At 43.2% G+C, this 20863-nt stretch carries 23 protein-coding genes; 13 read left to right on the plus strand and 10 right to left on the minus strand.

Annotated elements, in window-relative coordinates:
• Positions 1–65 precede the first annotated feature (65 nt).
• Positions 66–1451 (minus strand): sensor histidine kinase, encoded by a 1386-nt coding sequence (locus FSB76_RS21095; protein WP_147056842.1) that lies wholly within the window; start codon positions 1449–1451, stop codon positions 66–68.
• Entirely contained in the window at positions 1435–2133 is a 699-nt protein-coding gene (locus FSB76_RS21100; RefSeq protein WP_147056844.1) for a response regulator transcription factor, read from the minus strand. Before FSB76_RS21100 ends, FSB76_RS21095 begins: the two co-directional genes overlap by 17 nt.
• 228 nt (positions 2134–2361) lie before the next feature.
• Here FSB76_RS21100 and FSB76_RS21105 point away from each other — a divergent pair, with 228 nt between their 5' ends.
• Positions 2362–2586 (plus strand): hypothetical protein, encoded by a 225-nt coding sequence (locus FSB76_RS21105; RefSeq protein ID WP_147056845.1) that lies wholly within the window; start codon positions 2362–2364, stop codon positions 2584–2586.
• On the opposite strand, the gene FSB76_RS21110 is transcribed toward FSB76_RS21105, so the two are convergent.
• Positions 2583–3338 carry a YdcF family protein gene (locus FSB76_RS21110; protein ID WP_147056847.1) on the minus strand — a complete coding sequence of 252 codons (756 nt, stop codon included), beginning with the start codon at positions 3336–3338 and terminating at the stop codon, positions 2583–2585. The two genes, FSB76_RS21105 and FSB76_RS21110, sit on opposite strands and share 4 nt — an antisense overlap.
• Positions 3339–3529: 191 nt before the next feature.
• Between FSB76_RS21110 and FSB76_RS21115 the strand changes: the two genes are divergently transcribed.
• From FSB76_RS21115 to FSB76_RS21135, 5 genes are all read left to right on the plus strand, one after another.
• On the plus strand, positions 3530–3739 hold the full coding sequence (locus tag FSB76_RS21115) for a YtxH domain-containing protein (protein ID WP_147056848.1): 210 nt from the start codon (positions 3530–3532) through the stop codon (positions 3737–3739).
• A 175-nt stretch (positions 3740–3914) separates the two neighbouring features.
• Positions 3915–4478: an arylesterase gene (locus tag FSB76_RS21120; RefSeq protein WP_147056849.1), complete on the plus strand. Its 564-nt coding sequence runs from the start codon at positions 3915–3917 to the stop codon at positions 4476–4478.
• 203 nt (positions 4479–4681) lie between these two features.
• Positions 4682–7366: an alpha-L-rhamnosidase gene (locus FSB76_RS21125; protein ID WP_147056850.1), complete on the plus strand. Its 2685-nt coding sequence runs from the start codon at positions 4682–4684 to the stop codon at positions 7364–7366.
• Positions 7367–7651: 285 nt separating this feature from the next.
• The gene (locus FSB76_RS21130) at positions 7652–8296 is read left to right on the plus strand and encodes an START domain-containing protein (protein WP_147056851.1); all 645 of its coding nucleotides are present in this window, start codon (positions 7652–7654) and stop codon (positions 8294–8296) included.
• Positions 8297–8624: 328 nt separating this feature from the next.
• Positions 8625–9269 carry an START domain-containing protein gene (locus FSB76_RS21135; RefSeq protein WP_147056852.1) on the plus strand — a complete coding sequence of 215 codons (645 nt, stop codon included), beginning with the start codon at positions 8625–8627 and terminating at the stop codon, positions 9267–9269.
• Positions 9270–9372: 103 nt separating this feature from the next.
• On the opposite strand, the gene FSB76_RS21140 is transcribed toward FSB76_RS21135, so the two are convergent.
• Positions 9373–10158 (minus strand): hypothetical protein, encoded by a 786-nt coding sequence (locus tag FSB76_RS21140; RefSeq protein WP_147056853.1) that lies wholly within the window; start codon positions 10156–10158, stop codon positions 9373–9375.
• A 147-nt stretch (positions 10159–10305) separates the two neighbouring features.
• Positions 10306–10881, minus strand: a complete 576-nt coding sequence (locus tag FSB76_RS21145) for a C40 family peptidase (protein ID WP_147056854.1) — start codon at positions 10879–10881, stop codon at positions 10306–10308.
• Positions 10882–11131: 250 nt separating this feature from the next.
• Between FSB76_RS21145 and FSB76_RS21150 the strand changes: the two genes are divergently transcribed.
• Both FSB76_RS21150 and FSB76_RS21155 read left to right on the plus strand, forming a co-directional pair.
• Complete coding sequence (locus FSB76_RS21150) at positions 11132–11770, plus strand: TNT domain-containing protein (RefSeq protein WP_147056855.1); 639 nt, start codon at positions 11132–11134, stop codon at positions 11768–11770.
• Positions 11767–12126, plus strand: coding sequence for a hypothetical protein (locus FSB76_RS21155; protein WP_147056856.1), 360 nt, complete (start codon positions 11767–11769; stop codon positions 12124–12126). Before FSB76_RS21150 ends, FSB76_RS21155 begins: the two co-directional genes overlap by 4 nt.
• A gap of 260 nt (positions 12127–12386) precedes the next feature.
• On the opposite strand, the gene FSB76_RS21160 is transcribed toward FSB76_RS21155, so the two are convergent.
• Entirely contained in the window at positions 12387–12938 is a 552-nt protein-coding gene (locus FSB76_RS21160) for an inclusion body family protein (RefSeq protein ID WP_147056858.1), read from the minus strand.
• 340 nt (positions 12939–13278) lie between these two features.
• Between FSB76_RS21160 and FSB76_RS21165 the strand changes: the two genes are divergently transcribed.
• From FSB76_RS21165 to FSB76_RS21180, 4 genes are read left to right on the plus strand one after another with little or no spacing between them, the layout of a single operon-like run.
• Entirely contained in the window at positions 13279–13836 is a 558-nt protein-coding gene (locus FSB76_RS21165) for a hypothetical protein (protein ID WP_147056860.1), read from the plus strand.
• A 15-nt stretch (positions 13837–13851) separates the two neighbouring features.
• The gene (locus tag FSB76_RS21170; protein ID WP_147056863.1) at positions 13852–14517 is read left to right on the plus strand and encodes a hypothetical protein; all 666 of its coding nucleotides are present in this window, start codon (positions 13852–13854) and stop codon (positions 14515–14517) included.
• Positions 14501–15310 carry a sensor histidine kinase gene (locus FSB76_RS21175; protein WP_147056864.1) on the plus strand — a complete coding sequence of 270 codons (810 nt, stop codon included), beginning with the start codon at positions 14501–14503 and terminating at the stop codon, positions 15308–15310. Before FSB76_RS21170 ends, FSB76_RS21175 begins: the two co-directional genes overlap by 17 nt.
• Before the next feature lie 59 nt (positions 15311–15369).
• Positions 15370–16023: a response regulator transcription factor gene (locus FSB76_RS21180; protein WP_147056866.1), complete on the plus strand. Its 654-nt coding sequence runs from the start codon at positions 15370–15372 to the stop codon at positions 16021–16023.
• Between the two features lie 16 nt (positions 16024–16039).
• On the opposite strand, the gene FSB76_RS21185 is transcribed toward FSB76_RS21180, so the two are convergent.
• The 3 genes from FSB76_RS21185 to FSB76_RS21195 all read right to left on the minus strand — a co-directional run bounded on the left by FSB76_RS21185 (position 16040) and on the right by FSB76_RS21195 (position 18757).
• The gene (locus tag FSB76_RS21185; RefSeq protein WP_147056868.1) at positions 16040–17335 is read right to left on the minus strand and encodes an NRAMP family divalent metal transporter; all 1296 of its coding nucleotides are present in this window, start codon (positions 17333–17335) and stop codon (positions 16040–16042) included.
• Between the two features lie 136 nt (positions 17336–17471).
• Positions 17472–18236: a type I methionyl aminopeptidase gene (map, locus tag FSB76_RS21190; RefSeq protein ID WP_147056870.1), complete on the minus strand. Its 765-nt coding sequence runs from the start codon at positions 18234–18236 to the stop codon at positions 17472–17474.
• A gap of 149 nt (positions 18237–18385) precedes the next feature.
• Positions 18386–18757, minus strand: a complete 372-nt coding sequence (locus FSB76_RS21195; protein ID WP_147056872.1) for a winged helix-turn-helix transcriptional regulator — start codon at positions 18755–18757, stop codon at positions 18386–18388.
• 122 nt (positions 18758–18879) lie between these two features.
• Here FSB76_RS21195 and FSB76_RS21200 point away from each other — a divergent pair, with 122 nt between their 5' ends.
• Positions 18880–19671, plus strand: coding sequence for an SDR family oxidoreductase (locus FSB76_RS21200; protein WP_147056874.1), 792 nt, complete (start codon positions 18880–18882; stop codon positions 19669–19671).
• Positions 19672–19768: 97 nt separating this feature from the next.
• Here FSB76_RS21200 and FSB76_RS21205 read toward each other — a convergent pair whose 3' ends face one another.
• Positions 19769–20863, minus strand: a complete 1095-nt coding sequence (locus tag FSB76_RS21205; protein WP_225976263.1) for a bile acid:sodium symporter family protein — start codon at positions 20861–20863, stop codon at positions 19769–19771.

Below are 20863 nucleotides of genomic sequence, written 5' to 3' on the forward strand. Positions count from 1 at the left end.
TCTCCAAAGGAGAGGACTTTTGATTTGCATGTACTTGTAAGCCGTTGGAGTTTACAAACTGGCTTTTAAAGTCTTCTCCTTTGGAGAGGATTTAGGTGATCCTCCATCGGCAAAAACACCTTAATCTCGGTACCTACCCCAACTTCCGAACTTATGCCCAGGCTGCCTTTATGCAGGCGGATAATGTTAAGCGTTAAGGGTAAGCCAACGCCATGGCCTTCATACTCGTGAGCGTTTGAGGCGCGAAAAAAAGGCTCGAATATATGCTGAAGCTCGGTTTGGGGGATGCCGATGCCCTGGTCTTTAATGGCAATAATCACTCTTTTATTTTCGGCTAACAAGCTAATGGTTACCGGCCGGTTATCGGAGTATTTGCATGCGTTGCCGATAATGTTGTTAATGGCCAGCCGAAGCAAGTTGCTGTTGCCCTTTACATAAAGCAGGCTTTCATCGGCAGGTAAGTTTTCCAGGTCGATATAGATATTGCTCCCGGGGTTTATTCGTTTAACCGATTCAGATGCGGTAAGCAAAAGTTCATCCATCCTGATGCTTTCCCAGTTTTGCCTTTTGCCATCAAAACCCGACTGTGCCAGCGTAAGCAGGCTGTTCAGGATCTGACCCAGTTTTTCCGATTCGGCATAAACTGTATTTAAAACCCCGCGTTGCTGTGTGTTCAGGTCTTGTTTATTTAACGCCAGCTCAAGCTCAGATGATATGATAGTTAGCGGGGTGCGTAACTCGTGCGATGCATTGCTTACAAAGTTGTTTTGCGTTTCAAAGGCAGTTTCAAGCCTGTTAAGCATATCATTAAACGTGAGCGATAATTCGGCTATCTCGTCTTTGCCGGTCAGTTCGTCCAGCCGAAAATGAAGGTTATTGGCGGTGATGTTTTTAACATTGTTAATGATGCGCCTCACCGGCTGAAAGGTGTAGAAGGAAAAAACTTTCCCCACAAAATATACCAATATCATGGCCAGCAAAAAGCCATACAACAGTATTTTTTGAAGGTCTTTTAGCTCTTGAAAGCCAGCCGGATTTGATGCTGATACAATAACAACATAACTTGCATTACCTTTTTTGAATAGTGAACCTGCATAAAAGGTATTATCATGCCTGTAGTGGGCCTGGCCTGTCAGTAAAATATCGTCAATAAAAATCTTATCAATACCGGCGCTTGCATGCAACTTATTGCTGCCGTCTACTTTTAAAAAGTACTCTTTTTCCGAGTCCAGTTTCTCCAGGTATTTATTGCGCACCTCTAAGGTAGCTTTACTTTTGGCGCCCGGCGACAGCTGCACTTCGGCCGCTATGTTTACGCGGGCTTCCAGCCGTTTATAAAAATCATCAAAATTGAATTTGTAAACCAGATAAAATATCGACGCATTAAGCAGTATAAGTATACCGCCCGACAGCAGCAGGAATAGCAATGTTATTTTACTTTGTATCTTCATCGGTATCACCCTCTTTCATCAGGTACCCCATGCCAAACACCGTATGGATCAAATTTGGGCCACCGTTTTTCTCCAGCTTTTTACGCAGATAATTTATATAAACATCTACCACATTGGTGCCCATATTAAAATCAATATCCCAAACATTTTCCAGGATCTGAATCCGGGATAATACCTTTTTTTGATTTTTTACAAAATATTCAAGCAAACGGTATTCGGTGGCTGTAAGTTTTAATGCCTCGTTGTTGCGGTAAGCTATTTTCGATTCGGTATTGAGCACCAGGTTGCCTATTGTATAGGTGTTGTTTGATAATGTTTCGCTGCCGCTCCGGCGCAGCAGCGTACGGAGGCGGGCGGCAAGCTCGGCAATTTTAAATGGTTTTACCATGTAATCATCTGCACCGCTATCCAGACCGCTAACAATATTCTCGGTAGAATCGAGCGCCGTAAGCATAATAATGGGTATCGTTTTTTTTTGCTGCCTGATGCGTTTGCAAACCTGTATACCATCCATTACGGGCAGCATTACATCAAGTATAACCAGGTCAAAGTCATGATCAAGTGCCATTTGCAAACCTGTTGCGCCGTTGGCTGCAACGCTAACTTCAAAACCGTAATCGGTGAGGCCGCGCTTAATTACCGATACCACATTTGGTTCATCCTCAACTAACAATATCCCCATAAACAACCGATGTATTTAACTGCTGGGTTGCCAAAATAAATAAATAATTTATCGATTGATATAATTATTGAAATATAAACTTATAATTGTATTCCATTTTTGGGCTTTTTAAAATTACCACCGGGATATGAAAATTTATTTGTGCACCGGTTTTTATTTGCAGATACCAAAATATACCTATAATCAGGTATATCAAATTAAAGAAACACTACACATATTAGCACTACAATGGCCCAATTTGTTAAAATCCAACTTTCTGTCTTTTGCTATAACTGCATTGTATGCGGAAGCCGCCCTGTAATTGAACAAGCTAAGGGCAGCAAATTTATAGTACGGTGCCCTAAAAACAGTGCACACTACCAAACCCAATCTGGATTGGTTGATATAGACGACTGGAATAAGAACAATTGGGTACAGGATAGCGACGATAAATTGAAGGTAGTGGCTAATTAACCCTTCCCCGATAAATAGTTAACGGTAAAGCCAATTATTTCCTTGATATACAGGTTCCACCTGCTTAAAACTTCGGCACTGGGAATTAACTCAAAAAGCGACCATTGTAAATCGCCCGAAATTACATTGCAGGGGTAGGGAATTACATCAACATGTTGGCTTTTAAAAATTTGCATAGCCCGGCGCATATGAAAAGCCGAAGTTACCAGCAGGTAAGGCCCTTGTTGTTTGTTTTTGAGTAGGAGCGCTTTAGTTAACGATGCGTTTTCGAGCGTATTCCTGGCCTGGTTTTCTATTAGTATGCAGCTATCTGGAATCTGTAGTGTTTGCAGCTGCTGCAGTACAAAATTACCTTCCCTGAAAGTGCCTGGCACAAGGCTGCTGTTACCTCCTGATATCACTATTTTTTTTGCCTGGCCGTTTCGTTGTAGTAAAATGCCTTGTATAAACCTATCGGCGGCCCAGTTAAATACGCCTTGGCCTTGTTTGTTTTCACTTGCAAAGCCACCTAAGATTATGGCCGCGCTATATGTTTTGCCCGGAGGCAGTTTAACGGGGGCAATATCCCACGTATTGGCCAGCAGGTTTAAAAATAACGGGGCCGAAAATATCCATAATAAAACCACACCCCAGATAAGACACCTGCGTTTTAATTTTGGATTCTTTGTTACCACAGCTATCAGCAGTAAAACAAAAACATATAAAACTGGGAATAGTAAAAATGATAGTATTTTAGATAGGATAAAAAACATAGCAGGAGTAAAAATAGGTAAAAACAGGCAACACGGAAATTGCAATTAAAACAATGCCTACACGTTTGCTTGTTAAGAGTTGTTTATAATGGACATTAAACCAATTGCCTGCATTTAACTCTTACTATTGGTGCTACGTAACAAACTGGCACCATCATTGTCATATAATTACTAAACAAAATATTAAAAATATGGGCTTTATAAAAATACTTGCCGTTGGTGCAGCAGTTGCCTACGGCATAAACTACGTTACAAAAAAAGGACCCGACGGAAAATCAATCATAGATAATCTGGCTGACGAAGCTCCGGAATGGTTTGACCGTGCAAAAAAATATGGCGAGCTTACTTTAGAGCAAATTGCCGTGCGTGCGCAAAACTACAGAGATAATACGAGGTATTAAGTAACTCATTGTCGCTTCGCTTGTCATTAGTCATTGGTAGAATATTTGAAAATTTTTGAAACAAGGACTCTCCAATCAAACTTGGCCTTAAATGACCAATGACCAATGACCAATGACCAATGACCAATGACCAATGACCAATGACCAATGACCAATGACCAATGACCAATGACCAATGACCAATGTAAGAAACATACTTTTTTTTGGTGATAGCCTCACGGCGGGGTACGGTTTAGGAAACCATAAAGCCGAATCGTTCCCTGCTTTAATACAACAAAAAATAGATGCTGCAGGCCTGGTATATCATTGCATTAATGGTGGTCTTAGCGGCGACACCACGGCCGGCGGGCTAATGCGGCTGGAATATTGGATGAATCGTCCTCTGCATGTTTTTGTGCTCGAATTAGGTGTAAATGACATAATCAGGGGGATATCGCCCCAAACTACCACAAAAAATATACAAGCTATTATTGATAAGGTAAAACTAAAACACCCTAACATCAAACTGGTAATGTTAGGGATGGAGATTCCGGCCTTTATCCCCGGAAAGTTTGCCGCAGAATTTAAAGCTATTTTTCGCAGGGTGGCCGATGCCAACCAAATGGCTTTTGTACCTTTTTATTTGGATGGTGTTGCTGGCAAAGCACACCTTAATTTACCCGATGGGCTGCATCCCAATGCAGCCGGCTATAAGGTAATGGCCGATAGCGTTTGGCCGGTGCTAAAGGCCTTATTATGATTTAGGTGTTTTCCCTGAAACCTGTTGGTTTATGCCATCCCGCGTAAACCCAAATCCTTCAAGACAGTAAAGGACGCCCAAATAAAAATATCATTTTACATTGCAGGGTGTACATTGAAAGCATGCTTTCGGCATAGTTTTAACTATGATTTGGCTAAAACCTTTTACTACATTTATAAACCGGATACTACTATTTAATTAATATGAAACTACCTTTATGTAAGCCCGCGCTTTACATCGCTTTAGTATTTTTTTGTTTGTTTAAAACCTCGGAGGGTGCAGCGCAACCTCCCACGGCCACGGGCCTGCAGTGCGAATACCTGACTACACCAATAGGCATCGACGCCAAACACCCCCGCCTGACCTGGAAAATGGGCGATGCACAACAGGGCGCTGCCCAAACCGCCTACCAGCTTTTTGTAGGTACTGATTCGCTGGCTATTGCCGCAGGCAAGGCCGATAGCTGGGCAACCACTAAAATTGTATCGGCTGCCAGCCTGGTTACTTACAACGGCAAAATATTACAACCCTTTACCAAATATTTTTGGAGAGTCGTATTGTGGGGTAACGGCGGTAAAAAGCTTAGTTCATCGGCAATTACCAGTTTTGAAACGGGGATGATGGAAATGCGCAACTGGAAAGGATCATGGATAAGCGATAACTATGGTATTGCTGCTAACCCGGCACCGTATTTTCGTAATACGTTTAAGGTGGGCAAATCTATCAGGTCGGCAAGGGCATACATCGCGGTAGCAGGTTTGTACGAACTTTATATTAACGGTAAAAAAATTGGCAACCACCGGCTCGATCCAATGTATACCCGGTTTGACAGGCGTACGCTTTACGTAGCTTATGATGTAACCGCCAACCTGCAGAACGGCAAAAACGCCGTTGGGGTGCTGTTGGGCAATGGCTGGTATAACCACCAAAGCACAGCTGTGTGGTTTTTTCACCAGGCGCCATGGCGTGGCAGGCCAACCTTTTGTATGGATTTAAGGGTGACTTATACCGACGGCACTACCGAAACCATATCATCTGATACGCAATGGAAAACGTCTTTAAGTCCTGTTGTGTTCAACAGTATTTATACTGCCGAACATTATGACGCCCGCAAGGAACAACCCGGATGGAATACAGCCGATTTTGTTGATTCCGGGTGGAAAAACGTGATTAACCGCTCGGCGCCCTCCACCAATATTGTAGCCCAAAGTCTGCAGCCTATTCGTAACGTAGAGGAGATAGCGACCAAAACTATTACTAAAATTGATAATAAACTGTGGGTGTTTGATATAGGTCGCAACATATCGGGCGTGAGCCAGATTACAGTTAAAGGTGATTCGGGCACAGTAATTCGCCTGAAACATGCCGAACGGCTGAATAAGAACGGCCACGTAGATCAATCCAATATCGACCTGCATTACCGCCCGACTGATGATAAAGACCCTTTCCAGACTGATATTTTTATACTTGGCGGCAAAGGTGAAGAAACCTTTATGCCTAAATTTAACTATAAAGGCTTTCAATACGTGGAGGTAAGCAGCAGCAAGCCCATTCAGCTGACCAAAGAAAGTTTGAAAGCTTACTTTATGCACAGCGATGTGCAGCCGGTTGGCGAGGTAAGCTCATCAAACCAAACTATTAACCAAATTTGGAGTGCTACTAATCACAGCTACCTGAGCAACTTGTTTGGCTACCCAACAGATTGCCCGCAACGCGAAAAAAACGGATGGACGGGAGATGCCCACATAGCCAGCGAAACAGGCCTGTATAACTTTGACGCCATCACTATTTACGAAAAATGGCTGGCCGATCATCGCGATGAGCAACAACCCAACGGCGTATTGCCATCCATTATCCCAACCGGTGGCTGGGGGTATGAGTGGGGCAACGGACCCGACTGGACAAGCACTATTGCCATTATCCCCTGGAATATTTATTTGTTTTATGGTGATAGCAAGCTGCTGGCCGATAGCTATACCAGCATCGAAAAATATGTAAACCATATTGATGAGCTTTATCCTACCGGCCTTACCAGCTGGGGCCTTGGCGACTGGGTACCGGTAAAATCTGTTTCGCCTGTTGAGCTCACCTCGTCGGTTTATTATTATACAGATGCAACGATATTGGCCAAAGCCGCCAAAATTTTGGGTAAACAGGCCGACTTTGTAAAATATACGGCGCTGGCTACAAAAATAAAAAATGCCATCAATGCCAAATACCTCAATTCGCAAACCGGCATTTACGGTCAGGGTTTTCAAACGGAGCTGAGTGTTCCGTTATTTTGGGGCGTGGTGCCCGATAATATGAAAAGCAAGGTGGCCGCCAACCTGGCCGCCCGCGTTGCTGCCGATAATTACCACCTGGATGTAGGTATCCTTGGTGCCAAGGCTATTTTGAGCGCCTTGAGCGACAATGGTTACCCCGATGTGGCGTACAGGATAGCGTCGCAGGAAACTTTCCCTTCATGGGGCTGGTGGATGGTGAACGGGGCAACAACACTGTACGAAAACTGGCAGATTGATGCCAAATCTGATATATCGCTTAATCACATTATGTTTGGCGAAATTGGTGCCTGGCTGTACAAAGGCATTGCGGGAATTCAGCCTGATGCAAATCAGCCCGGCTTTAAAAATGTGATCCTGGCGCCGCATTTTGTGCCCGGCCTGAATGAATTTACGGCTACCCATGTTGGCCCTTACGGCAAAATTTCATCGTCATGGAAACGGGATGGAAATGGTGTAACTTATAAAATAACGGTGCCGGCAAATTCAACGGCAAGTATCACCTTCCCGGCAGGTAAAGTTACCTTATCAGGTAAATCTATTGGCGGGGAATATAGGGTTGTGGCTGGGAGTTACGAGTTTAAAATAAGTCCCGCAGTACTCTAATTGTCATTTCGAACGAGCCGGCGTTGGAGTTGTGTGGGCGGGGTGAGGAGAAATCTTAGACACCTTGCATTCCACTAAGCCCATCGAAATGCAAGACGGCTAAGATTTCTCCTCGTACCTCGTTCGAAATGACATTTTTTTATTAAATGATAACGGATCAAAAGGTGTGTACACATATTATTCTTTGGTGAGGCTAAATGACTTAAAATTGACAGGCCGGTTATAATACCGGCCTGTTTTGTATATAGCTTTGTTACATCGGGGCCTGCAACCCGTTCTGCTACTATGTGCTATAAATTAATATTATTGCTCCTGCTGATTGTAAATACAGCGTTTGCCCAAAACGACGAGGGTTGGGTGTTAAAACACAGTAACGACGGCGTGAATATATATACCCGCAAAGTACCCAATTCAAAAATAAACGCTATTAAAGTAGAGTGCCATTTTGATGTTCCGGCATCGCGGCTGGTAGCCGTTTTGATGGATGTAAAAAACAGCGAGGATTGGCTGTACCATACTTCTTCAAACTACATCATAAAACAGGTATCCCCATCGGAGTTGTATTACTACTCGATGGTAGAGGTGCCCTGGCCCGTGAGCAACCGCGATTTTATAGCCCATATTAAAGTTTCGCAGGATGCTGTTACTAAAGTTATTACTGTTGATGCGCCCTGCATCCCAGATATGGTACCCCGAAAGGCCGGTGTGGTGCGTGTGGCCGATTCAAAAGGCAAATGGGTACTCACGCCTGTTGGTAAAGATAAAGTGAAAGTATTATATACCCTGCATGCCGATCCCGGTGGTAGTATCCCGGCATGGTTAAGCAACATGTTTGCTACTAAAGGTCCCACAGAAAGTTTTCAAAAGCTAAAATTGCAACTTCAAAAACCCGCGTATAAAAACGTAAAGGTGCCTTACATAGCGGAGTAAGGCCCAGGCTCCCAATGGAATTAAGGTCGATTTAATGTCGAACATCGAATATCCAATACCGAATAATGAAGGAAAAACTTTGATGTTGGACATTCGAAATTCAATATTATTTGCCCTTCTGTTTTTCTTAATATAATATTGCCTCATATTCCTAAAGGGGCAGTTCAAGCTGTTTGGTTGTTCTATCCTTTTACACTGGCTATGTAAAGGCGAATTGCCATAGTAATTTCACATTTATATTAACCCCAAGGCAAATGACCTTGTACTGACAAGCAAAATAAATAAGCCTTATAGTTTTGATGTAGCGGATCCTGTAAACCGTAACAACATGAAAAAAAAATTGACCTTGCTACTGCTGCTGGTTGTGAATTTTGCCTTTGCAAATCCCGATGGTAGCTGGACCCTTGATAAAAACGACGACGGTATTAAGGTTTATACCCGTAACGTCGCCACTTCGAAAGTTAAGGCTATCAAAGTGGAGTGCAGTTTAGATGCAACCCCATCGCAATTGGTGGCGGTTTTAATGGATATCAGTAATGGCGACGGCTGGGTTTACCATACTGCTTCCAGCTACGTTATCAAGCAGGTGTCGCCGTCCGAATTATATTATTACTCGCTGGTAAATGTACCCTGGCCGGTACATAACCGCGATTTTATTGCCCACATAAAAGTTACGCAAGACCCGGTTACCAAAGTAATAACTGTAGATGCACCCTGTATTGCCGATATGGTGCCCCGCAAGCCCAATACCGTACGGATAGAAGAGTCAACAGGGAAATGGATTATTACACCAACCAGCGATGGTAAGGTGAAAATAGAGTATACTTTGCACGCCGATCCCGGAGGCAATATTCCTTCGTGGCTGGTTAATATGTTTGTAACGCAGGGCCCGATAGAAAGCTTTAAAAAGCTAAAGGTGCAATTACAAAAGCCAGCCTACAAAAATGCAAAGCTGGCTTATATAATTGATTAGCCTCCCAGCCCCCTGAAGGGGGAGTTTACGGACAAAGGAGCAAAGACTTTGAGACAAAGGATAAGAATCTTTTGTCTCAAATCTCATATCTAACATCTCAAATCTAATTTTTATGCACCCCGTACCCCAAACCCAGCACAAGGGTTAAAAACACGCCGTTTGGTTTGCTGTCGGGGCCGGTTGTAAGTTTGTGACCATCTACTTTCCAGTCGCTGTTATTGGCGGCGATGTAGTAACCCGCACGTATACCTATAGGGATGGTACGGTCGACAGTTACACAATCCATTTGTTTTGATTTGAGGTGAATCACGTAATCAAAGCCACCGCCAAGTTCGATGCCAAAGGTATGCTGGTTAAGCGTTTTGCTTGACGAGCTTTGGGTAATCTCCTGCCCAAAATCGGTAGTGCTATTAATATTCCCATTATCTTTCACTTTGAGAAACGAGTTTTGGAAATTAAGGCCCACAGTGGGGTAAAAACGATAAGCTGGGTTGGTAGACAGGTTATATCCCGCTCCAATCTGGATTTGCCCTCTGAAAATAGATACCTTTACATCGTTAGCCGTTGCCGACTCGGGCGCTGTACCACCAATACCCAGCGTTGTAATAAAGCGGTTGTTATACATCCTGGTCATGGATAGGTTAAACCAGGTGCTGTTATTGGCCAGCAGCGGAAATCCTTTTGGGGCTAAATAGGCATTTATATCGCGAACGTTGTTTTTGCGGTACTCGGCCTGCAGTTCAAGGCCGCCGGTCATGTCTTTATGCCAGCTGCTTTGCGTCCAGTTTTTTGTTTTTACGGTATCGGCGTTTTGTGCCTTCGCCAGGGTAGGGGCAACACAAATGGCAACTAACAGTAGTTTTACTGTTCTGGTAAATATCTTTTTCATAGTTTCAGTATTTTCAATACAAACGTTGTTTTTAAATAAATAGTTCTTGCGGGGTAAAAAATTTAACCGGAATTTAAATTTGTTGAACTGTCGGATGTTTGTACTATTATACCTTTAGCCCTATCATATCTTCGAAAAAAAATCTTACTACTTGCTACTATCTTCAAATACCCTGATTGTTTTCAAATACCTGCTATCATAATACGGGCTGAAGGGTGTTTCGGTAACGCCCCTGGCTTTGCCCGAGGTGGAGTGGATAAATACCACAGGTTGGCCGGGTTTTACAATTAAAATACCCATATGGCCGGGCACACCGTCGGTGCTATCGGTACCGGTAAACAGCACAAGATCGCCCGTTTTGGCCTGGCTTAACGGAACCTGGTTGTGCATATGGTCAAAATCCATCGATCGGCGTGGTACCGCTATTTTAAAATGATTAAACACGTAAGTAATAAAACCCGAACAATCAAAACCCTGCGCCGGATCGGTAGAGGCATATAGGTAGGGGATTCCACGCAGGCTTTGGGCAAACGCAACCAGACTATCTGCGTTTGTACCCGCTGTGTTTATCCTGGTAACAAATTCCGCGCTATCCGGTGCCGGCGGCGGCAAGGTATCACGGCGCAATAACGTTTGCCCGTTAATTACCACTGCCTCGTGGCTGCAACCCTGGCAGCTGCTAAGTGTCAATAAGATAACCAGATACAAAGGAATGGTATACATATACAGTATTACATGAGTGGAACGCAATTGTTTTTATAGATAAATGGTTCGTGGCGGTAAATTGGTAACAAGGGCAAGGATGTTTAAGAATATTATTTAAAAGCGATGGTTTTGCTATATGATGCCAGATAGGGCCTTTTTGATATATTAATAACGTTTACATATTACAAAAAATAAATATGCTGGTTTGTATTGATAAAGTATTTACATATATTAACTTTAACCAATAATAAACCAAACATCTTGTCGTATGAAAACAATTAGAATACTGCTGTTGGCAGTACTGCTGCCTTTTGTTGCCAGCGCGCAAACAGAGCACTCCCAAAAACACAAACACGTAGCCGGTTCGGTTAGAGAACATCAAAAAAATGACAGCCTTGTACGCGGCGTTTCGTACAGTGTTTTTGTGGCCTCTGTTGCCGATTTTGCCGACAGTACCAAAAAAACGCTTGCCAAAACTGCCTGGCAATTATGGAAGCATGAACAATGGGCCGAATTGGAGCAGTTTTTCAGCACAAACAACCTTAATGGCGGCTGGCCCCCAAATCGCGGTGCGTTGTCGTTAAAAATGATTACGCTGCAGGCCGGCTTGCTGGTTGATCGCTATGGAGGTTATTACGATGCCGATAGTGTTTTTCAGGACAAGGGCACCTTTGTATCATTTGTAAATGTGCCTTTTCCGCAACGTGCGTTGCCCGATAAAACCTTACAGTCACCTTACAGAGTTTATAAAATTGTAAAACCAATTGCCGATGTTAAAAAAGGACAGATCATCCCATGGTTTAATAAGCCCGGTTTGGGCATCCAGTTTGAATTGCCTTATAATATTAACGATTTAAAAAAAGGCGGGTATATTGCCGAACAAAAAGATAAAGAACGCCCCAGATGATAACCAATTACAAAAAGGCAAAGTTGCTCATATTTGATGGCCCCGAACACGACATACTGGACAGATCATTTGATTTGAGCCGGGAAACTGCCCTGGGTATAAGCATTAAACTGAGTGACTTTGCTAACAATACGGTCGAAGACCTGCAAGGCATTATCAGTAGTCCAGATTTTGAATTTATGGTAAAAACCGGGGCTTTTGTTACCGATGGCGGCTTCCTGAATTTATATAAGGGCAGCAATAACCTAAGGCTGTATTACCATAAAAAGGGTAATACCATAATTGTTTTTGCCTACGGCGAATTTCAACCCGGTCGTTATATGCTTTACCTGGAGGGTTTTTGGACAATAGCTTAGCTGTGCACATAAAAGCCGAGCCAAACAAAACATCATTCAGGAATCTCTGTAGGTTGACATAGACACCTTAATTGCCGCTAACCCAACAATCTTGATACTTGCGACCTAATACTATTTATAAAATAGCCAACCTGTGTTTGCATAACAATTCACAGGTTGGCTATCTGCGGTTTAACCGCGCAAGGCTTGCAAAAGGGGGAGTAATTTGTAGCGGAAACCGCTAAAGTTGTTAACTATGCAGCCTTTTACGGTGCCTTGGTTTAAAACTGAATGGTAAGCGTTGGATCCCACCAAAAGTAGCCGAATAATACCGGCTCTGCCTGGTCCCTCGTGTGGCGGTAAAGTGCAAAACTGATACTATAGTTTTCTGTTCCGGTTTTAAGGATGGTTGCACTGTTGAACCAGTAACTCTGTAACGAAAATGTAATTGGGAATGTGGTTCTGTCGGTTGGCAGGATACCTGTCCTGTTAAATACGTTAAAGTCAACTGTGCTGAATACATCATCGCTGCCGTCGTATCTTGCAATTTTATAAATGGCTACAGCGGTGTCAAAATTGCCATTTTCAGATACTGCGTACCAGCGGATAACGTCGCCTGTAATGGCCTTTACGTTAAGGTCTGCCGTTCCTTCAGATTGTGGAGTAAATACATTTCCCCTGGTGGCTACCATGTACATATAATTATGCGCCAGGCCGGTTGGGCTATCTGCATTAGTGCTTGGTGTAGGGTTATCGGCTATAATAGCTTCTGTGTCGATAACTATCTGGATGTACACGATTTCATTGGAATCGCTTGCTGGTGAAATTGCCATAAGTAGTAAAATTTAAAAGTTAAATAATGGTCTCTACTCTTTAAAAGGATTTTCGAGTTAACTCCTGCTCATGAGGCGTATGACCGAAGCTTCTTAACCGGTATCGTATGCCCTTATTGCGATACAAATATTGCGCTGAAACATAAATTAGGGAAGAGTAGAAATACCGAAAAAAATAAATAAGTATTTGTACGTAGAAATTAGGCTTTTGCGAAAAAAAAGTATATTATTATATTAATTATTAAAACAATATACTTAACTTAACCTTAGTTAATTTGACCAGCCTTTAAAGTCGTTAACTGTTAAGCTACGCATCGTAAACCTTGTAATTCAATTTATTATGAAACAACAACCCTTTGGCAATTTTACCAGATTGCTTTACCCTGCACTTATTTTTTGTGTATTTTTATTTGTAACAGCCTGCAAGCCACCGGCAGGTGGGGGCATTAAATTTGCTTCGTTAAAATATACTTCGGGCCAGGTTACCCACTGGCTCGACTCGGCCAAAACCAATAACTTTGTTTTTCAGTTTTATGCACCCGCCGCCGATAATGAAAAGCGACCTTATCAGCTCATTTCGTACATCATTGATACGGCAGGAAATTATTTAAATGCTGCTAACCCCGATACATTATCATTGGCAAAAGATAGTTTGACTACGCTAAATGGTAAAGTCATATTGGGTAACTCCTATATTTCTAAAAAAACTATCCTCGATATGTTAAAAGATTCGGGTGGGAAGAAGCGGGATTTTGACTATCTCTTGCTTATCCCCAAAATACTATCTGCCAACCAGCATGTGGTATACCAGGTTCAAATCATAAAAGGAGAGGTTGTTTTAAAATGCGGCACCGGCGATGTAAATTCAAACCCTTCGCCGCCGGCCACCATGCAATAAAAACACATAAAGGCTGTGCAAAATATTATTAAAAACGTTATAGATTGGTCGGAGGTTTGGGCATTGCTCATACCTTTGACTTTTCTTTACATCCGCAAAAAACAACCGGCCTTTAATAAGCCTGTGGTAATATATGTTTGGATAGCACTGATACTAAATATAGCTATCGACCTTACCTGGAAATTCAGAATGAAGCTGCCTGTTCAATTTCAGTCGAATAATTATCTGTATAATATCCATTCCATAGTAAGGTTTTTGTTGTTTAGCTCCTATTTTATCCGGTTAAAGCAACCATTTCTTACCACCATAAAAAAGGTTATTCAACTTGTTTTTGCAGGGTTTGTAATTGTAAATTTTAGCATTTATCAGCAGTTTTTTGACTACTGGCATTTTAGTAGCCTGTTGTTATCGGTTGAGGCTGCGCTGCTGTTGTTTTATTGTATTCAATATTATTTGTTCAGGATAAACGACGATGAAGAAATAAGCAAAAAGCAGCCCGATTTATGGATTGTTACCGGCCTGGGGATTTATGTTGCGGTAAATTTTTTCATATTCCTGCTGTATAACAAGCTCACGGTGCACCTGCAAAATTTTGCGGTAAGCTTATGGAATATCCATAATATCACCTTTATCATCTTCTGTGTTTTTATAGCCAAAGCCTTTTATGAATCAGAATTATAAAGAGATAAAGCTTTTTTTGTTTATGGGGATAGCAGTGATGCTTTTTCTGTTTGCGAGTGTTTTATTGATTTTTATATTTTTTCAGCGAAAGAAATTTCAGTACCAAAATAACATTCAAAATTTACGCGAAAATCAGCAAAACCAGTTAATTGAAGCAGCTGTGCGCAGCGAGGAAGCCGTACGGCACCGCATTGCCGAAGATTTACATGACGAGGTTGGCGCTATTTTATCCTCGTCAAAGCTGCATTTCCAGGGGATAAAAATTAACGTTTTTGACGAAAAAAACAGAGAGCTTTATGAAAAAGCTAAAGAGTTACTTGACGAAGCCATTAAACAGGTGAGGGATATTTCGCACAATCTTCACTCGGGGATATTGAAAGAATTGGGCCTGAATACCGCAATCCAGCACTTTGCCGAAAAGGTAATCCATAACAGCAATATCATACAGGTTACAACGGCACTGGCCGACTCCTATACCGCCCCAACAACCGAAAATGATATCAGTGTTTACCGGATATTTCAGGAGCTTGTAAATAACATCATTAAATACGCCGACGCCAAAAAACTGCATATCAGTTCGGTTTATGAAAACAATGCATTAAGGTTAACTATTTTTCACGATGGTAACGGGCTAACCCAAAAGCAGTATGAAGAGTTACGTTTTAAAAAAAACGGACTTGGGTTAAAGAACATACAAAGCCGTATAATTTTGATAAAAGGTCAGCTTGAATTTTCGCAGGTGGCCGGGGGGTATAGCATCGACATATATGTAAAAGACAAGCTGAATTCCTGAATCAATAATCAACATTGGCAAATATTTTTATCCGATACATCATTTAATGAGTACAAACTATGAAGCCCAATAAAATAAAAATAGCGATAGCCGACGACTATACGATATTCAGAGACGGTTTAAAAGTTGGCCTGGCCCAGCACAATGATTTTGAAGTAATTATGGAAGCCGGCAATGGCCAGGAACTAATGGAAGGGATGGAAAAAGATCTGCCGGATGTTATTATCATGGATTTAAAAATGCCGGTAATGGATGGTATAGAAGCCACCAAACTGGTGAAAAAAAGATTTGGATCGGTTAAAATTTTGGTGGTGACTATGTATGATGATGATAAATTCATTATACACCTGATGGAGATTGGCGCAAATGGGTATTTATTAAAAAATGCCGACTCGGACGAGATTGGCAAGGCAATTTATGCGGTGCACGAAAATGGCTACTATTTTAACGACATAGTAAGCAAAGCCCTCCTGAAAAAATTAGTAATAAAGGGCAATCTGAAGCCATCGTTTAATCAAAATATTGAATTTACCGAACGTGAGCAGGAAGTTTTAAAACTGATTTGTGAAGAAAAAACAGCCACCGAAATGGGTAAGCAACTTTTCCTGAGCCCACGCTCGATAGAAGGGATCAGGATAAGGCTGATTGAAAAGGTGGGCGTTAGGAATACCGCCGGCCTGGTAATGTTTGCGGTAAAAAACGGGATAATATAGATATGTTTTTCCTGAATTATAATGTGAAAAATAATGACACCGCCGCGGCGCCCATAATCACAAATGTTGACCATAACAGGGTTTTAGATAACCAGCCGCTTTTGTACACACCCATGATTTTTTCGCTGGCGGCGATATTTACAATTAGAAACAATAAAGGAACAGCTGCCACGCCATTTATCACTGCTGTATATACCAGGGCCTTCACCGGATCTATCCCCACAAAATTTATAGCCAGCCCCACCAGCGTGGCAACGGTGATTACGCCATAAAAACCATAAGCTTTGCGGAATTTTAGGTTTAGGCTGGCGCTCCAGTCAAAAGCCTCGGCTACAGCGTAAGCAGCCGAACCTGATAACACCGGTACAGCCAGCAGCCCGAGCCCGATGATGCCGATAGAAAAAATGAGCTTGGCCAGGAAGCCCGCATGCGGAAACGAGTGTACCAAAGGTTCCAGCGCTTTTGCCGCGTCGGCTGCATTTTTAATATCAGTTACCCCGCTGTTGTGTAAAACCGTAGCCGCCACCAGCAAAATGCACCAGGTGGTAAACTCCGAAACAATCATACCGAAGGTATTATCTTTACGCATGGCGTGGATGTGCGGCCAGCCAATCCTGGGTTTGCCGTAGCGTACCAGCCCCTTGGCTTGTTCTTCCTCAACCTCCTGCGAAGCCTCCCAAAAAAACATGTATGGTGTAATAGTGGTCCCGAATACGCCGGTAATGATAAACAAAAATGCAAAGCTAAATTCAAAATGCGGTACCAGGCTTGCCCGCAGTACTGTTGCCCAGGGCTGATGAACAATAAATACCGTTATAGGATAGGCTAGCAGTGTCAGCGCCAGCCATTTTAATATCCGGGAATACAGCTTGTAAGTGGTAAAAATTTCCAGCAGTAAAATGCCGGTGGTAAACAACAGCGTCAGTATGATAAACGGAATAGGTATCAGCAATTGAGCAGCGGCCGCCATGGCGCCAATATCGGCGCCGATATTAATAGTATTGGCCACCACTACCAGGCCCACAACTGCATATAATACCTTGCGGCTGTAATGTTCCTTTACAACGGCGGCTATGCCTTTGCCGGTAACCAGCCCGATACGTGCACAGGCCTCCTGAACGGCGGTCATAAAAGGCAGCATATAAAGGGCCGTCCATAACTGGCCATAACCAAATTGAGCGCCCGTTTGCGAATAAGTTGCTATGCCCGATGGATCATCGTCTGCCGCGCCGGTAGTTAAACCCGGCCCAAGCAGGCTTAACCATTTCAGAATTTTTCGCTTACGAAACTTGTTTTTGGGGTTAACAGACATACCCGGTAGACGTTGAATAAATAAGAGCAATAAGGTACGATATAAAGATTAAATTTCTTTTATGCTAAATAGCTTAACCATGGAATCATCGAAAGTTTAATCGCGAACTTTACCCCACATCCTGAATGGAACCCGGTTACGCCCAAATTTCGTTTGCTGCGGTAAGAATGATGGGCATACCATTAGTTACCATAATGGTGTGCTCATGCTGGGCTACGTATCCGCCACGGTTTCCTATTAAAGTCCAGCCATCCTCCTGCTGGTCTGCATAGCTGGAGTGCGTGGCAATAAAAGTTTCAATGGCAACAATTGAGTTTTTTTTGAAACGGGCGGTGTTATACTTATCATAACAGTTTAGTATATCATGAGGTTCTTCATGTAAGCTTCGCCCTACACCGTGCCCTGCAAGGTTCTTGATCACTTTATAACCAACTTGTTTGGCCTGCATTTCAATCAGCTTGCCGATATCTGCAATTTTTACACCTCCTTTAATCTCACTGATTGCCTTTTTTAAAATCTGTTTAGAAACATCAACCAGGGGTTGTAGCCCGTTTAAATCGCGGCCAAGTATAAATGAACCGCCATTATCGGCCCAGAAACCGTGTAGCTCGGCAGACACATCGATATTGACCAGGTCACCCTCTTTCAAAATCCTGGCCTCGGTTGGAATACCATGCGCTACTTCGTTGTTCACACTGATACAGGTCCATCCCGGAAAACCATAGGTTAACTTTGGTGCCGACTTGGCTCCCATTTGATTCAGAATATTACCCCCAAAATCATCAAGTTGTTTAGTCGACATACCCGGCACGGCATGCTCACGCATCTGCTTTAGCGTTTCGGCAACAGCATTGCTCACTTGTTTCATCCCAAATAGTTCTTCCTCAGATGTGATTGACATGGTATCCTTTTTTGCTCAAATATAAGGGTTTTACAGTAGGTTAGGGGTTAGGTTTTGTGACTGGCGGGTGGCAAGGAATGAGGGGGAGGCGCCCGGGATTATCGTCGGTTTAGCTTGTTTCTTTTTTTTAGATATAGACAACTCAATATTTATAGATTACCCTCTGCATTCGCTTTCATAATAATATCTCTCAATCGGTACTGGTGTTCGTCGCCCCATTTGCCAAGGGTGGTAATAATGGGTATCAGGCTTTCGCCCAAACCGGTTAAGGAATACTCTACCTTAGGTGGGAGCTGGGCAAATATTTTTTTGGTAATAAGCTCGTGTATCTCCAGCTCATTAAGCTGCATGTTTAGTACCCGTCTTGATGCATCCGGAATTTTACGCTGTAACTCGCCGGGCCTTTTATGGCCTTTGTTAATAAAATATAACAAACGTATTTTCCATTTACCATAAATAACCTCGGCTATCAGGTCGAGCCCGCAGTTTAGCGATGGTGTTAGTTTCTTTTTGTAGGCCATTTACGAAGTTAAAATATTAGCTTGATTACTGCCATACGGATAAATTTGTCCCTATTGAATCTTTTTTCCGTACTTGTTTGGGCCGCATATATGGCCCAGTTTTGTCTTATAAAAATTAAGACATGGATAAATACAATTTTAATAATGAACTGGCGGAGAAAATTGTTTTGGTTACCGGTGGCATAAAAGGGGCCGGTAAAGCAATTGCAGAAAGACTTGCCCAGGCCGGTGCCCAGATCATCGTAACCGCACGCAACCAGCCAGAAACTATAGCGGCCAATTTTACTTTTATAGCGGCAGATTTAAGCACCTCATCCGGTACCGACCTTGTAATAAGCAGAATAACTAAGGAATTTGGCGGTGTCGACATCCTAATTAATAACATGGGAGGTTCAGAAACTCCGGGCGGTGGATTTAGCGTATTAACCGACAAGCACTGGGAAGAAACCTTGCAAACTAATTTATTAGCCCCGGTTAGGCTGGACAGGGGGTTGCTGCCGTATATGCTTGCAAAAGCTTCGGGATGTATTATACACATCGCTTCTATACAAGGTAGTCTGCCGTTGCATGATTCTACTTTACCCTACGCGGCTGCTAAGGCCGGACTCATCAATTACAGTAAAGGCTTGTCTAACGAGGTTACACCGAAGGGCGTACGGGTACTCACGGTATCACCGGGATGGATAAAAACCACGTCGGCTATCCGGATGATGGAACGGCTTGCGGAAAGTTCGGGTGTTACGATAGAAGAGGCGACAAAGGGGGTAATGGACTCCCTTGGAGGAATCCCAATGGGCAGGCCCGCCGAGCCCGAAGAGGTAGCGGAACTCGTAGGTTTCCTGGTTTCTCCGCGTGCAGGATACCTAACCGGAACGGAGTATATAATTGACGGGGGCACCATACCGACCGTTTAACGCTATTGTGACAGCTACACCATAGTAACGGGATGCCAAACGTATTTCCGGCATCCCACTCCAACTTGATTCTGTCTTTAAAAAATCTTGATACTAACTACTTGATACCATCCCCCTCCAGCGGCTTGCGATGCCAGTAGTTAGCCAACAATGATCCGGTGACGTTCATCAGCGGGCCAAATACCGCGGGGGCCAGGCCTACCGTCGCGATTTTACCCATAGCTTTTGCCAGCCCGGAAGCAAGGCCGGCATTTTGCATGCCTACTTCTATGGCCATGGTGCGGCAATCGCGTTCGGGCATTTTGAATAACCGGCCTGCCCAATAGCCAAGGGTATAGCCCAATAAATTGTGAATAAGCACCAGTAATACCAGCATAGCGCCAATATTTAGCAAGCTGTTACGCCCGGCCGCAGTAATAATTACAATAATAAAAGCGATACCAAACATAGATATCAATGGCATGAGTGTTTCCAGCCACGCGGCCCGTTTCAGCAGGTATTTATTAAAAAGAATACCGGCTGCGATAGGTAAAACAACAATTTTTATAATATCCCACATCATGCCAAGCGTATCTATTTTAATAAACGCGCCGCCAAGCAGTTTCATAAGCAGTGGCGTAAAAAACGGCGCCAGCATGGTAGATACTGCGGTTATGGTAACAGACAACGCCAGGTTGGCCTTTGCCAGGTACGAGATAACGTTGGATGCCGTACCGTTTGGCGAACATCCCACGAGGATTAAGCCTGCGGCAATCTCTGGTGGAAAGCCGCTTAATTTGGCCAGCGTGAAGCCCAGCAGCGGCATAATCAAAAAATGGCTGCCAACGCCTATAAACACGCCTTTGGGCATTTTAATAACCCCGGCAAAATCTTTAATACCCATAGATGTGCCCATCCCAAACATGATAAGTTGCAGCAGCGGTGTAATAAGCCCCGACAGCTTAAAGTCGTTTACTTCAACAAAATATTGTGGATAGTATAATGCCGCGGTAACTGCCGCGAAAATAATAAGCGTAAAGGTGAGTCCCTTTAACAGCTCCCGTCCGCGACATGCTATAGATAGCATGATAAAGAATGAGATAATAAACGGGCCGGCATGCGCAATGCCATCCCGGTAAATTTGCCAGGCTGCGGCAAGCGCACAAAGCACGGCGACACCCGTAGCGAGTTTGTAGACAACTATATTTTTCAA

It is taken from the genome of Mucilaginibacter ginsenosidivorax, assembly GCF_007971525.1.
GTDB classification, from domain to species: Bacteria; Bacteroidota; Bacteroidia; order Sphingobacteriales; family Sphingobacteriaceae; genus Mucilaginibacter; species Mucilaginibacter ginsenosidivorax.